General features: G+C 32.7%; 11 protein-coding genes and 1 other annotated feature. Of the genes, 10 read left to right on the top strand and 1 reads right to left on the bottom strand.

Going from position 1 to position 15904, the window contains the following annotated elements; genetic code table 11:
- The first annotated feature begins 21 nt into the window (after positions 1-21).
- The 8 genes from WR164_RS04670 to dtd all read left to right on the top strand — a co-directional run bounded on the left by WR164_RS04670 (position 22) and on the right by dtd (position 11553).
- Positions 22-5094 carry a bifunctional glycosyltransferase/CDP-glycerol:glycerophosphate glycerophosphotransferase gene (locus WR164_RS04670; RefSeq protein ID WP_286136393.1) on the top strand — a complete coding sequence of 1691 codons (5073 nt, stop codon included), beginning with the start codon at positions 22-24 and terminating at the stop codon, positions 5092-5094.
- Between the two features lie 173 nt (positions 5095-5267).
- On the top strand, positions 5268-6008 hold the full coding sequence (locus WR164_RS04665) for a DUF6198 family protein (RefSeq protein ID WP_286136392.1): 741 nt from the start codon (positions 5268-5270) through the stop codon (positions 6006-6008).
- 162 nt (positions 6009-6170) lie between these two features.
- A complete protein-coding gene (locus WR164_RS04660) occupies positions 6171-6488 on the top strand; it encodes a hypothetical protein (RefSeq protein WP_286136391.1) in 318 nt (105 codons plus the stop codon).
- Positions 6489-6547: 59 nt separating this feature from the next.
- The gene (locus WR164_RS04655) at positions 6548-7186 is read left to right on the top strand and encodes a DNA-3-methyladenine glycosylase (RefSeq protein WP_286136390.1); all 639 of its coding nucleotides are present in this window, start codon (positions 6548-6550) and stop codon (positions 7184-7186) included.
- Positions 7183-8055: a 50S ribosomal protein L11 methyltransferase gene (gene prmA, locus WR164_RS04650; RefSeq protein WP_286136389.1), complete on the top strand. Its 873-nt coding sequence runs from the start codon at positions 7183-7185 to the stop codon at positions 8053-8055. The genes WR164_RS04655 and prmA overlap by 4 nt, the downstream gene beginning before the upstream one ends.
- A 24-nt stretch (positions 8056-8079) precedes the next feature.
- Positions 8080-8823, top strand: a complete 744-nt coding sequence (locus WR164_RS04645; RefSeq protein WP_286136388.1) for a 16S rRNA (uracil(1498)-N(3))-methyltransferase — start codon at positions 8080-8082, stop codon at positions 8821-8823.
- A 31-nt stretch (positions 8824-8854) separates the two neighbouring features.
- Positions 8855-11092: a RelA/SpoT family protein gene (locus WR164_RS04640; RefSeq protein WP_286136387.1), complete on the top strand. Its 2238-nt coding sequence runs from the start codon at positions 8855-8857 to the stop codon at positions 11090-11092.
- A 14-nt stretch (positions 11093-11106) separates the two neighbouring features.
- Positions 11107-11553: a D-aminoacyl-tRNA deacylase gene (gene dtd / locus WR164_RS04635; RefSeq protein ID WP_286136386.1), complete on the top strand. Its 447-nt coding sequence runs from the start codon at positions 11107-11109 to the stop codon at positions 11551-11553.
- 43 nt (positions 11554-11596) lie between these two features.
- Here dtd and WR164_RS04630 read toward each other — a convergent pair whose 3' ends face one another.
- A complete protein-coding gene (locus WR164_RS04630) occupies positions 11597-12442 on the bottom strand; it encodes a fructosamine kinase family protein (protein WP_286136385.1) in 846 nt (281 codons plus the stop codon).
- Between the two features lie 107 nt (positions 12443-12549).
- Positions 12550-12730 (top strand) — a binding site (T-box leader).
- Between the two features lie 65 nt (positions 12731-12795).
- On the opposite strand from WR164_RS04630, the gene hisS reads away from it, so the two are divergent.
- Together hisS and aspS are read left to right on the top strand one after the other, a co-directional pair.
- Positions 12796-14085 carry a histidine--tRNA ligase gene (gene hisS / locus WR164_RS04625; protein WP_286136384.1) on the top strand — a complete coding sequence of 430 codons (1290 nt, stop codon included), beginning with the start codon at positions 12796-12798 and terminating at the stop codon, positions 14083-14085.
- 15 nt (positions 14086-14100) lie between these two features.
- Entirely contained in the window at positions 14101-15882 is a 1782-nt protein-coding gene (gene aspS / locus WR164_RS04620) for an aspartate--tRNA ligase (protein ID WP_286136383.1), read from the top strand.
- Positions 15883-15904: the final 22 nt, after the last annotated feature.

Genomic DNA, 15904 nt, shown 5'->3' with positions numbered 1-15904 from the left:
TAAATGGAGTGAAGAATTAGTATGAATAAGGTTGATTTGAGTGTAATTGTCGCCTGTTATAACGTTTCAGACACAATTGAAGAATGCTTAGATTCACTTGCCGCCACCAATTTTCCTGCCGACAATATGGAAGTTTTAATGGTTGATGATGGATCGACTGATAGTACACCAGAAATTTTAAATCGTTATGATTATCATTATTCTCAATTTAAAGCTTTGCATAAGCCTAATGGTGGATTGAGTGACGCTAGAAACTATGGAATTGACCATTCAAACGGAAAATACGTTGTATTTGTTGATGGAGATGACATCGTTCCTCCCGATGCATATACTGATTTAGTCTATACTGCTGAGACTCAGCATTCGGATATTGTATCTGGATTTGTTAAACGGTTTGATTCTTTAAGAAATCGGGATTCATTTTTACACAGTTTTGCCATTCAAGATAATAAATATAAGACAACATTGGCTAAAACGCCAAGCTTAATGTATGATACAACGGCTTGGAATAAATTATACCTAAAATCATTTTTAAATCAGTATCGATTTAGATTTATTAAAGATATTTTGTATGAAGATTTACCATTTGCTTTAGCTACGTATTTGAAGTCAGACAATATTTCAGTTATTAATGATGTTGTCTACCATTGGCGTTGGCGTGAAACCGCCAATTCGATTACACAGAGTCGTGGCGACCTGTCTAACTATGAAAGTCGGATTTCTTCGTTAAATCGTTGTAAGAATGAACTGATAAATGCTGGGTATGGTGAGGATAGTTTACTGTATCAGACCTTGATGTACAAAGTCTTAAGAATTGATATTGCTAACTATTTAGAAAATATCGGTAATACGGACGAACAATATATTTATAATGTTCAAGAATTAACGTATCGTTTTTTACGTGATTGGCATTTATGGAATTCTAAGTATATGAAAAAATTACCATTAAAACAACAAATTCAATACTATGCAATTAAAACTGGGAACATTGAATTGTTAAAAAAATATACTTTTACCAAAAACATTGGTAAATTTAATCATTCCTTTATTACTAACCACTATCATTTTAAAATTCCTGAAATTAGTGATGATGTCTTAAAACATGTTAATATGACAACTAATGTGCTCCGCTTAAACCAACGTTTAAGTCATCTTTCGTTTGATCCAAATCGTGGCATTTGCAATGGTGATGGAATGTTTAGAATTAAATCATTACCATACGTAAAAAAATTATTTAGTTCTCAAAATGTAAGGGAACAAATTACCGGTAAATTAGTTAATCTTTCTAATCATAAAGAAATGTCAATCAAATTTTATCGAAAGAAAACACCGACATATAAGCAATTGTTAAGGCATCGTTATGGTTGGACTAATGCCCGTTATTTGTTTGAATTTAGTTATCCAAAAGCAATTCAACAATTAGGTTTAGGTCGATGGAAAATGTTAGTTACTGATACCGTTGACCATAAATATACTGTTCAAGGTTATTTGGGCTGGCCCAAAAATCCAAATAATAAAATTTTGACTCCATTTAATTATCATGGTGTTAACGTTACAAATGATTTTGATACCAATGTTCAATTAACTTTCCATGCGGTTCCGTTAACTTTAATTGGATCAAATAATACTAACTGGGTTAAGAATCCGCAAATCAATATGGATCAGTCCTTATGCTTTGAAGCTGGAATTGTTCATCCGAATGATGTCATTCCAATCTTGCGTTTCAATCCCAATAGTGAAAGTGAAGAAAATGAATTTGATTTAAAGGGCCAGGTTGTTTCTAAAAATGGCAAAACATTTTTAAAATTTGATCCCAAACAAGTTGAACGGCGTTTCTTTAATCATTACTTTACACTGTTGCTTCTTCATTTAAGAACTAATCATCAAATTGAATATCAATATAAAGCTAGTTATAAGAAACATTATGGTTTATCCTATAATGCTAAACAACGTGTCTTTATATCTTACGCTGATTTGGACGGAATTAAGCTTTCATTTGGTTACCGTCCTGTCATAATTGATAAATATCAATTAATTCATAAACGAATGCTTAGAGTATCCGGTAAATTGAACATTGTATCTAATGATGATACAAATGCTGATTCATTTAAAATTGAGTTGCTTAGCCGTGATATGCAAAACCGATATGTTTTTAATGCTAGTGATATTAATATGTCATTGCATAACCAAAGAATAACGTTTGATATTCCATTTTTGAATCAGTCATTAAATCAACTTAAAATTTTAAAAGGGCGTTACTTTTTAAAGTTATATTTACCGGTTAATAATCACGTTGTTGATTTGCAGGTTAAAATGAATCATAGTCAAAAGAATCCAAGGAAGCAATTACCATTTAAAAATAAAGATCGGATTTATTATTATGTAATGACTTCGATTAATCTTGATTTTAATGTCGTTATCAATCAGCCATTTTCTGGATTTCTTGACCAAAAGAAGAGTTACCGTTCCATTGATTATTCTGTTTTATACCCTCTGATGCGACTCCTCCCGTTGAAAAATGTAATGGTATTTGATTCATATTGGGCAAGTCAATTCAGCAGTAATGAAAAATCAATGTATGAATATATGCAAAAAAAGCATCCAAATATTAAAACCGTTTGGTTCTTTAAGAATCGATTAACGCCAATCACCGGAAATGGAAAACGGGTTCGGGTCAATTCATTACAATATTGGTATTATTTAGCAGTTGCTAAATATATTGTTCAAAATACTAACATGCCAAATCAATATTTGAAACGTCGTGGACAAATTGAAACTGAAACGCTGCACGGGACATTTCTAAAACACATGGGATTTGATGAACCACATTTTAAGAATGCCGGTCCCGGAACTCAAAATAAATTTGCAATGCGGATTAGACGTTGGGATTATTTAGTTGCTCCATCTGATTATATGGTTAAAACAACGGAACATGCATTTGATTATCATCAAAAATATATTAAAGCGGGTTTTCCTAGAAATGATGAATTGCATAAACATAATCATCAAAAATATATTGATGCAATTAAAGCCAAGTTAAACATTCCGCTTAATAAAAAGGTAATTTTGTATGCACCCACATTTAGAGATAATGGTGGTTTTGATTTTCCGTTGGATTTAAACCGAATGCAGGAGCATTTGTCCGATAAATATGTTTTATTAGTTCGATTACATTATTTTGTTGCTCATTCCCATAGTTTCTATAATCAGCCTCATTTTGTCTATGATGTAAGTGATTACCAAAATATTAATGATCTTTATTTGATTAGTGACGTTTTAGTTACCGATTATTCATCAGTGATGTTTGATTATGCCCATTTAATGAAACCAATAATTTTTTATGCTTATGATAAAGATTGGTACTTAAATGATGCTAATCGTGGGACTTATTTGGACTATAATTCTCAAATGCCAGGGCCAATTGTTAAAGATGAAACTGATTTAATTGATCAAATTAATCAATTAGATATGGTGAAAAATAATTATCGAAACCAAATTAAACAGTTTCATGATCGCTTTGCTCAGTACGGTAATAATGGGGATGCAACTGCTAAGGTGGTTGAAACTATTTTGAATACTAAGTCAGATGATTTGGATCAAGAACCAGTAAATGGTGTGATTTTTAATAAGTTCTGGCATATTTTTAAGATTCGAAATTTTCAATCACGGCTTTTAAATTATTTAGGTCAAATTTTACCGAAACGGAATATTATGATGTTTGAAAGTTTCTTTGGAACTCAGTTTTCAGATAATCCTAAGGCAATTTATAACTATGTTAAAAAACATTATCCAAAATATAAATTGTATTGGAACGTTAATCCTGAGTACGTTGATTACTTTAAGCGTCATCATATTCCATATATTAAAAGATTTGGGTATCACGGTATTTTTAAACAGGCTCAGGCTAAATACTGGATTACCAATGCTAGACGTCCATTTAGATGGGATGTTCCTAGAAATACCATCCTTTTACAGACTTGGCATGGAACGCCGCTTAAAACAATTGGAACGGATGTTAACCTAGTTACAATGCCTGGTAATAATGCTCATAAGTATCATCGACAGGTATATAATGATGCTAAACGCTGGGATTATTTAATTGCTCCTAATATGTATTCAAACCAAATTATGCGACGTGCTTTTAGAAAAAATGCTAATCAAATGATGCTGACTGGTTATCCTAGAAATGATATTTTGATTAATGCCACTTCCGAAAAGATTAGGAATATTAAAGAAAAACTAGGAATTCCATTTGATCGGAAAGTTGTCTTGTATGCACCAACGTGGCGTGATAATGAATTTATTCGTAATGGCGAGTACACAGCTAAGTTACATTTAGATTTAAATCAAATCAAAGAACGCTTTGGTAATCAAGTAACCGTTTTAATTCGAACCCATTATTTAATTGCTAATCAATTGGATTTATCAGGTTATGGTAGTACCGCAATTAACGTTAGTGATTATGAAGATATTGCCGAATTATACTTAGTTAGTGATGTTTTGATTACTGATTATTCTTCAGTCATGTTTGATTATTCGATTTTGAAACGTCCAATTATCTTCTTTGCTTATGATATTGATCAATATGCTGGTGACACAAGGGGCTTTTACTTTGATTTCAGAAAACAGGCTCCTGGTAAAATCCTAACTACCAATCATCAAGTAATTAATGAATTATCTAATATTTTTAATGGTGACTGGCACTTTGATGATCGTTATCAACAATTTGTCGATCGGTATGATCGTTGGATGGATGGAAAATCATCTAAACGTGTTGTTGAACAATTATTAAGTTTAAATAATGTTTCTGAAGTTACATCTAAACAACTTCAAGAATCAAAATTAAATTCAACCATGAAGTTAGCCGATGGTGCTTCGATGTGGATGGAAGATAAGGACTTTACCGATCGTTTTGACGTTAATTTTGCTAAAAATTATGATCAAAATAATGATACTTTTAACGTTATTAAAGTAATGCAACTGCGGTCAACTTCATTTAATGAAAAATTTGGAATGAAGTATGCGCTGATTGAACATCCAAAGATGCATTATCGAGTATGGGTTCATGTGGATGATTTAATTGCTAATAAATAATGGGAACTTATGTTGATATAAGTTCCTTTATTTATGAAATTTTTTCACAAAATTTCAAATTATAATTGAGTTTTACCGTGGGCATGTGTTAATATAAATATAATGAAATTATATAAGCGCTTACATTGTGATAAAATTAATTTTCAGGAATGTTAATGTTAATAAAAATTTAAATGAGAAGTGATTTGTTAATGAGTAGTAAAAAGACGCCAAGAACAATTTCCATGACTAGTTCAGTTATTTATTTTGCCATTTCTTTGGTTTTTAATTCTGCTGGAAACGTTCTAACGTTAATATCAAGTGCTAAGATTCATCCTTCATTTTTAGGAGCAGCTTATTGGACTGCTGCTGAAAATAATTTGGGGATCGCACTTCATTGGAGTTTATTTTGGGCCTTCTTTGGTTTAGGTTTATTAACAGCAGTTTTAAATGCTATTTTAGTTGGACATTGGAGTTGGTCTAGAGTATTTGGAAATATTATTTTTCTTGGACCATTTTCTCTTTTGATTCAATTTTTTGATAACATCTTTGTTGGATTGTTGCCCGAAGCCCACGGAATTGTTGCAGATATCATCTATGTTTTAATGAATTTCTTAGGTGTAGCAATGATTGCAATGGCAATTTCAATTTATCAACGTGTTAATTTAGCATTGCATCCTGCTGATGATTTAATGCAAATTTTAAGATTTAAATATTGTCATGGTAATGCGGCAACGGCAATGTGGTTTTCATACATTCCACCGACTGTAATGGCTATCATTGCATTTTGTATTACCAGGGATCTTGGTGGAAGCTTTGGAGTTGGAACATTATTTGCATTCTTCTTCCAAGGTGGAATTACAGGCTTATCCGATAAGTATGTTTTTCCTAATCTTAAGCATCAAGCAATTGATGTTGGAAAAAGTGATAATTAAATTTTATTTTATAAAAATGAAATGGTCTATTTTGCTTAAATTCAAAATAGACTTTTTTATTTAGATTATTGATAATTTGCCTTTTGAATTAATTTCTATTATCATATTATAGATATAAATAGACTGCTTAATTAAATTAAAAGAAAAATGGAGGTGAAATCCATGTTAATTCGAACTAAAAACTATCTTAAACAAAATAACTATCAGTATAAGAAGACGTATATTCGTCCATTAATGACCCCTGATAATGTCTATGTATTTAGATTCGGTAAAAATAACTTAAATAATCGTTTAATCATAAGATATGGACACAAGTGGACTGGGCGTCAAAAAATAAATGAAATTGACTTAAGACTTCATAAACAAAAGCATCCACGGATATTTAAAACCGAAAGTGATTTATTAAATTATTTAAAGAATCATTTGAAGGAACATGAGATTAAATTAAAAGCAATTAAAAATATAAAAAAAACAAGTTAATTATAACTAATTAGTGCCAAAATCATTTGGCACTTTTTTTGAAGTTGGTGAATTTATTTTTGAAACAAGTTAAAAATTTTTTAGAAAGTAAGTCAACGGATCAAATTGCACGTGATTTATTAGGGAAACGAATCATTTATCATCATAATGGTAAAATAGTATCAAGCTTTATTGTTGAAACTGAGGCTTATATGGGAGTTATTGATCGGGCTGCCCATTCATACCAAGGATTAAAGACCAAACGGAGTTCCGCACTTTTTAGGCGGCCAGGAACGATTTACATTTTTACAATTTGGGGAAGAAATTTATTGAATTTTATTACCCAGAGAAAGGGAATTCCAGAAGGTGTATTAATTCGTGCTGTTGAACCTGAATTAGGATTAGATATTATGGAACGCAACCGACATCAAAAGGGCTTTAATATTACCAATGGGCCTGGTAAATTAACCGAGGCAATGGGGATTGATTTAAAACTGAATTTAAAAATGCTCAATCAATCCAATTTATCCTTAGATTTAATTCACTGTAAAAGGCCTAAAAGTATTAAAGCAACATCCAGGATTGGCGTTCCTAATAAAGGAAAATGGACAGATGCTAAATTACGTTATATTGTTTTAAACAATCCATATGTATCACAGATGAAAAAACGTGATATGGATTTAAACCAATATGGATGGAAATCAGGTGGAATTAAATGAAATGGACTAAATTATCAATTTTAATTTCTAATGAAGCAGCATCTGCTGTTAGTAATATGTTAGAACAGATAGATGCTAATGGGATCCAAATTCAAAACATTGATCATCAAATTCAAATGACAGCTTATTTTCCACCTAAATCATCGGTGGAATCTAAAATTAAATCTTTGAAGCATCAAGTAAAGGGATTAAATCAATTTGGCTTAAATCCCGGAAAATATCAAATATCGACATCAATAGTTGATGATCAACAGTGGGGAATTGCATGGGAGAAGAATTACCACGTTACTAAAATCACCCGCTTTCTAACAATTGTACCAAGTTGGCAAACTTACCATGTCCAAATGCCGGGTGAAATTGTTTTAAAATTGGATCCTAAAAGAGCATTTGGAACGGGAATTCATCCAACCACTCAATTGACCCTTCAATTAATGGAAGCTAGTATCCATGGTGAAGAACATGTTCTAGATGTTGGAACCGGCTCTGGAATTTTAAGTATTGCAGCAGTGAAATTAGGTGCTAAGGAAGCAAAGGGGTTTGATGTTACTGATGACTCAATTACATCAGCAAAAAGAAATGTGAAATTAAACCATGTTAGTGATAAAGTAATAATAAGTACTAATAATTTATTGGATCATATTAATGAGCATGCAGATTTGATTGTTGCTAACATGTTGACAAAATTTATTTTGCCACTGATTCCACAAGCAAATAAGAATCTTAAAAATGATGGATTATTTATTATTTCTGGAATTATTAATACTGATTTAACAACAATTTTAGACCAATTGACGGAAAATCATTTTCAAATAATTGAAGTTTCGTCGATGAAAGATTGGTATGGAATTATTGCAAAAAAAATTGTTTGAATTAAATGGAGGAATTGATTTCGAATGCAACATTATTTTTTACATGAACATTTAAAATTAAATTCAAACATTGTGTTGCCACATGAAGTTGCCCATCATTGGATATCAGTTGTTCGTGCTCAATTGAATGATCAAGCTGAATTTGTTGATAATAAGCATCAGGTATATTTGGGAAAATTGGTTCAAAAGGATCCTGAATCGATTGTTAAAATTGTAAAGTATTTAGATGTTAATACTGAAATGCCAGTTAAAGTGAGCATTGCGTGTGGCCTGCCTAAAAAGAATAAAGCTGATTTAATTACTCAAAAGGCAGTTGAAATGGGTGTTTTTGAGATTATTTTTTTCAAAAGCCAATGGTCAATTGCCAAATGGCGTGGAAATCGAGTTAATAAAAAATTAAAACGTTTAAATAAAATTGCTAAAAGTGCTGCTGAACAATCTCATCGAAATATAATTCCAAAGGTCGAATATATTGATTCTTTAACCGACCTATTAAAATTGAATTTTGATAAAAGAATGGTTGCCTATGAAGAATCCGCCAAGCAGGGTGAACGAACAACATTAAAAATGATTATGAATCAAATGAAAGGTGATAATACTGCATTAACTATTTTTGGACCGGAAGGTGGTATTTCACCGTCTGAAATTAAACAAATGATTTCTAATGGTGTTGCCCCAATTGGACTCGGACCAAGGATTTTACGAACTGAAACGGCACCGTTGTATTTATTGGCAGCTTTTTCAACTTTCTTTGAATTAAAGGAATAAAAACAGCGTTATTTGAAAGAAGATTGATAATATGTCTAAAGAAAGGAAATGGAATTTTGATGATTTAATACATCGTGTTTCTACATATATGAATTCTGACCACGTCAAAATGGTAAAGAGAGCATATAATTTTGCAGATCATGCCCATAAAAATCAACTAAGAAAATCAGGAACTAAATACATTGTGCATCCACTGCAAGTTGCTGGTATTTTAGCTGAATTAAAAATGGATCCGGAAACAATTTGCGCCGGGTTATTACATGATGTTATTAAGCATGCGCATGTTCCAATTAAAGACGTAAAGGAGCAATTTGGTGATAATATTGCTTTAATCGTTGATGGGGTTACAAAAATCAGTCAGATGAAGTATAAATCACATAATGATCGATTAGCTGCTAATTATCGAAAAATGCTTCTGTCTGTTAGCCACGATATAAGAATTATTATTGTTAAATTGGCTGATTGTCTTGATAATATGAGGACTTTAAAACACCTTGAATCTAAAAAACGTTTAAGGATTGCTAACGAAACATTAGCTATTTACGCACCGTTGGCTGATCGCTTAGGAATTGGTGCTATTAAATGGGAATTGGAGGATTTGTCATTAAGATATCTTGACCCAGAACAATATTATTTGGTTGCACATTTAATGCATTCTAAGCGAACTCAACGGGTTGCTTATATTAATATGGCAGTTCATGATGTCAGAAAAGTAATTTCTAATTTGCACATCAAAGTTGATGTATATGGAAGACCAAAGCACATTTATTCGATTTACCGTAAAATGCACAATAAGCATAAGAAATTCAGTCAAATTTACGATTTGTTAGCATTACGTGTGATTACAAAATCCATTAAGGATTGCTATGCTGTTTTAGGTGCTATCCAATCGAAGTGGAAACCGGTTAATGGCCGTTTCAAGGATTATATTGCCAATCCTAAACCGAATATGTATCAATCGTTGCATACGACAGTGATTGGACCTGAAGGTAAGCTACTAGAAGCTCAAATTCGAACTGCCAAAATGCATCAAATTGCTGAGTATGGGGTTGCTGCCCATTGGGCATATAAAGAAGGCATTAAAGATAAAATAAAGGGTAGTTCTGATAACTATAAATTAAATGAATATAAACATGTCATTGAGCTTCAGGAACAAGATAAGAATAGTGATGAAAATGAAATTGATGAAACTTTAAACAGTGGACGCAATGCATTATTTGATAATCATGTTTATATTTTCACCCCCCGTGGAGATGTTTTAGAGCTCCCCAAGCACTCAAAACCATTGGATGTTGCTTATAAAATTCATACTGAAGTTGGTAATCATACCACGGGTGTAACTGTAAATGGCAAAATGGTTCCGCTTGATTATGAGTTGAAAACTGGTGATGTAGTTGATATTTTAACCTCCAGTAATGCATCACCAAGCAGAGACTGGCTTGGATTGGTTACCAGTGTAAAAACCAAAAGAAAAATTAAACAATACTTCAGAAGAAATGATCGGGAACGTAACATTGTCGTTGGGAAAGAAATTTTGAATAAAAAAGTTAAAGATGATGATTATGATCCAAGAATAATTCTTACTGATGATAATATTAATAAAATTGCCCAATCGATGCACTATCGAGATATGGATGATCTATTGGCAATGATTGGCTTTGGGGATATTCAACCTGAAGGAATTGTTAAACGTTTAACTAAGGATGTTAGAGAAAATCAAGAAAAAGAGCACCGTGCAATTGAACAGCAACAGCTTTTAAATCAACATCATCCCATTGATCCTAATCGCAAATCAGGTCATGAAAATAAGAAAAATGGCAGTGATGTTGTAATTGAAGGAATTGATAATTTATTAATTCACTTAAGCCATTGCTGCAATCCAATCCCAGGTGACCCCATCGTTGGATATATTACGATGGGTCATGGGGTTGCAATTCATCGTAAGAATTGCCCTAATGTGAAGAAATTTGAATCAACTGGTCAACGAATTGTTAATGCTCACTGGGCTGATAATAGTTCAAATGGCGTTAATTACAATACCATTTTGAAAATTAGGGGATATAATCGAACCGGCCTTTTAAACGATGTGTTAAAGAAGATTAATGCGGTCACAAAACAAATTAAATCGGTTGAAGGAAAAGTTGGTAATCGAGAAGTGGTTTCAATTACGATTTATTTGGATTTACACAATGTACAACAATATCAAGCATTACAGAGTAGTTTGAAGAATGTAAATGATATTTATTCTGTTAAACGTGCTTTTCAATAATAAGGAGTGATTTTTTGAAAGTTGTATTACAGCGGGTTAATCATGCTAAAGTGTCGATTAATGGTAAAATTCATGGTCAAATTAATCGTGGGTATATGTTGTTAGTTGGCGTTGAAGATACTGATGGCCAGGATGAAATTGATTACCTCGTTCATAAAATTAGTAAAATTAGAATTTTTGAAGATGATCGAGGAAAGATGAATAATAATTTGTCATCGGTTAATGGCTCGATCCTCTCAATTTCTCAATTTACGCTTTATGCAAATACTGCTAAGGGGAATCGACCTTCATTTTTCAATGCAGGGAAACCAGATCATGCTAAGAAAATTTATGATCAATTTAATCATGCATTAGAAAATGATGGAATTCACGTTGCAACTGGTGTTTTTGGTGCGGATATGCAAGTGGAATTGGAGAATGATGGACCGGTAACAATTATTTTTGATACCGATAATAAATAAAAACGCAGGATTAATCCTGCGCTTTTATTTTGCATTATTGTTTTTAAAATTGATTTAAAATCCGATCAACACTTGATCCATATAGTTCACCAAATAAATTAAGGTGGGCCATTAAATAATTGAATTGATACCAAGCTACCCGTTTATCAAATCCCGGTTGAATTGGATAAACTGCATTATATCCCTTATAAAAATTTTCGTTAAAACCGCCAAAAACGGTTGTCATCGCTAAATCCATTTCACGATCGCCATAAAAGACATCCGGATCAATTAATACTGGTTTTGAATTCTTATCAAACATAAAATTACCAGCCCATAAATCACCATGCAATAAGCTAGGTGTGATTCTATGATGTTTGTAATAGTTAATGAAAGTTTGCTTTAGATTTTGATAATGGTTGTCTCGATTTTGATTCCAGACATGGTTTCGCTTTGCTAAATTTACCAATGGTTCCAGCCGTTGGTTAATATAAAAATCAATCCAATTTGATTGCCAATGATTGTTCTTAGGGATTTTACCGATTTTGAAATCGTGATCCAAACCAAATTGATGATTATGAATTTGGTGCACTTTAGCAACCATTTGCCCTAGTTCATACTGACTTCCTGATCCGGAATCAATCCATTTTAGGATTAAATATCCATCTGAATTAATTTCACCATCATTAACGACTTCTGGAACGTTAGCCGCTTTATTCAGTAATTTTAGCCCTTCAACTTCATGTTGAAAGAAAGCTTTGCCTCGTTTGGGCTGAACTTTCATAAAGAATTTTTGATTATCAGTCTGAATTTGGTAAGATTCATTAATGTCACCGCCGGATACCGGAATTACCTTTTTGATATTTTGAATTGGCAATTGACTTAACCATTTTTGATTCAAATAAAACATCTCCTTATGATAATTTAAACATATTGTATAATTAATTTAAGTTAATTTAAAATAGATTCTTCTTGACATTTAACTTAATTTTGATTACTCTAAATTTGAGATATAAATAAAGGCCCATGATGAAGAATAGTAGGATCAAAGAATTTAAAGAGAACATTTGGTTGGTGAAAAAATGTATTTTTAAGATCTGAAAGACACTTCGGAGGTTAATAGCTAATTTGCTATTCGTCTTAGACGTTATCCGGTAAGAAATAAAAAAGGTGGTACCGTGCTTTTTGCGCCCTTGTTAATTTTAATTAATTAACAAGGGCTTTTTTTATTGGATATAAGATTAAAAATAGGGAGGAAATAAGATGAAATATCAACGTCCAAAGGGAACTGCTGATATATTACCTGGTCAAAGTTATAAATGGGAATACATTGAAAATACAGCTCGAAAATTATTTTCAAAGTATCGTTATCATGAAATTAGAACTCCCATGTTTGAAAATTTTAATGTCTTTTCTAGAACCTCAGGTGATACATCCGATATTGTTACTAAGGAAATGTATGATTTTAATGATAAAGGTGGTCGCCATGTTACATTAAGACCAGAGGGCACTGCTGGTGTTGTCCGTGCTTTTGTTCAAAATAAATTATATGGTCCGGATACATATAAACCATATAAAGTATTTTATATGGGGCCAATGTTTAGATATGAACGGCCACAATCAGGACGTGAACGTGAATTTCATCAGATTGGGGTGGAAGCTTTTGGTAGTGATTTGCCTGAATTAGATGTTGAAGTCATTGCAATGGCTTTAGATTTATTAAAACAATTTGGAATTAAGCACGTTCGTTTAGCACTTAATACTTTAGGTGATGAAGAAACCCGCGATGCTTATCGAAAAGCCTTAATTGATTATTTAAAGCCACACTATGATGAATTAAGTGATGATTCTAAAGAACGTTTATATAAGAATCCCTTGAGAGTTTTGGATAGCAAGGATCCTAAAGATAAACAATTTGTAGCCGATGCTCCATCAATTTTGGATTACCTTACTGATAATGCTAAACAGCATTTTGATAAGGTTACATCTTTATTGGATGCCTTAAATATTGATTATGATATTGATCCATCAGTCGTTCGTGGACTAGATTATTATAATCATACAATTTTTGAGATTATGGTTAAATCAAAGTCACTAGGTAAAGGATATACCACTATTTGTGCTGGTGGTAGATACAACGAGCTAGTTAAACAACTTGGCGGACCTGATATGTCTGGTGTTGGTTTCGGATTAGGTGTTGAACGGCTTCTTCTATTTATGGAGGGTGAAAACATTCCATTCCCTAATTTACACCCGCTTGATGCTTACGTTGTTGGAATTGGTGATGATACTGATACCGAAACATTTAAAGTTGTTCAAGCTTTGCGAGATGCTGGTTTTTCTGCCGACCGTGATTATTTAGATAAGAAACCACGTGGACAGTTTAAGGCTGCGAACCGTTTAAATGCTGAATATACTTTAACGATTGGCGGCAAAGAACTGGCTAGTCATAAAATTAATGTTAAATCAATGGCATCTGGTGAAGAAGTCAGTGTTCCATTAAAGGATGTTAAAGATAACTTTAATGAAGTTATTGAAGATAGTTTTAATTAAAAGGAGCTGTTAATCATGAAAAGAACCACGTACGTTGGTTTGATTAACGAAAAATACGTTGATCAAAACGTTGTCCTGTGTGGATGGGTCCAAAGAAGAAGGAATTTAGGTAAATTACTTTTTATCGATTTAAGAGACCGTGCTGGAATTTTGCAGTTAGTATTCAGTGAAGATATCGATAAAAATGCATTAAAGATTGCTGATACCCTTGGTAATGAATATGTTATTAAAGTTATTGGTAAAGTTGTTCCAAGAGCTAAAAATGAAGTTAATCCAGATATGAAAACTGGCAAAGTTGAACTTCATGTTAATAAGATCGAAATTTTAAGTAAATCTAAGCCAATGCCATTTGAAATTAAAGATGATACCACTGCGACCGCAGATTTAAGATTAAAGTACCGTTATTTAGATCTTAGAAGGCCAGTGATGCAAAAAGGGCTTTTAATTAGAAACCGGATTATGCAGTCGGTTCACAGTTATTTTGATAAACATCATTTTATTGATATTGAAACTCCAGAAATGACTGTTTCAACTCCTGAAGGTGCTCGTGATTACTTAGTTCCTTCTAGGGTTCATAAGGGTTCTTTTTACGCATTGCCACAATCACCACAACAATTTAAACAAATGTTAATGGGAGCTGGCTTTGACCGTTACTATCAAATTGCACGATGCTTCCGTGATGAAGATTTACGTGGTGATCGACAACCTGAATTTACGCAAATTGATATGGAAACTTCGTTCTTGTCTGCAAAACAGATTCAAGATATTACTGAAGGCTTAATTGCAAAAGTAATGAAGGATACTTTAAATATTGAAATTAAGACTCCATTTAAACGGATTACTTGGCAAGAATCAATGGATCGTTTTGGGACTGACCAACCCGACGTTCGATTTGGGATGGAATTAAAAGATTTAACTGACATTATGAAAGATGTTGATTTTAAAGTCTTTGCTAACGTTGCCGATAATGGTGGCCAGGTTAAAGCAATTGCTGTTCCTGGTGGTGCTGATAAATATTCTAGAAAAGAAATTGATAAATTTACCGATTATATTAAACGTTTTGGTGCGAAAGGTTTAGCTTGGATTAAGATTAATCATGGTAAGTTTACCGGTCCGATTGCTAAATTCTTAAAGGGTGATCAGCTATTTAATGCCATTACTAAACGGACCGGTGCTAAAGATGGTGATTTATTACTATTTGTTGCCGATCGCAAGAAAGTTGTCGCTGATTCACTAGGTGCTCTTCGTCGTTCAATCGCTAAGGAACAACACATGATTCCAAAGAACGTTTTTGATTTCTTGTGGGTTGTTGACTGGCCATTATTTGAATACGATGAAGGTGCAAAACGCTGGGTTCCAGCCCATCATCCATTCACGATGCCTAATCAAGGCGATGAACACTACTTGAATAAGGGCGAAGATCCTTATAAAGCCCATGCCCAAAGCTATGATATTATTTTGAATGGCTTAGAATTGGGTGGCGGATCAATCCGTATTCATACTAGAGAAATGCAAGAAAAGATGCTTCGTGCACTTGGATTCACTAAGGAACGAGCAGAAAAACGTTTTGGTTACTTCTTAAGGGCTTTAGATTATGGATTCCCACCTCATGGTGGTTTAGCAATTGGATTAGATCGTTTTGCTAGATTGTTAGCACAACGTGGCAATATTCGTGATGTGATTGCATTCCCTAAGAATTCCAATGCATCAGAACCAATGACTAATGCCCCTAGTCCTGTTACTCAACAACAATTAGATGATTTAGGAATCGATGTTAATTCTAAATATAAGAAATAATTGATATTAAAATCGATTTAAA

The organism is Philodulcilactobacillus myokonensis (assembly GCF_027923585.1).
GTDB classification, from domain to species: Bacteria; Bacillota; Bacilli; order Lactobacillales; family Lactobacillaceae; genus Philodulcilactobacillus; species Philodulcilactobacillus myokonensis.
The sequence above is the reverse complement of the archived record's forward strand: the minus strand, read 5'-3'. Positions and strand labels throughout refer to the sequence as shown.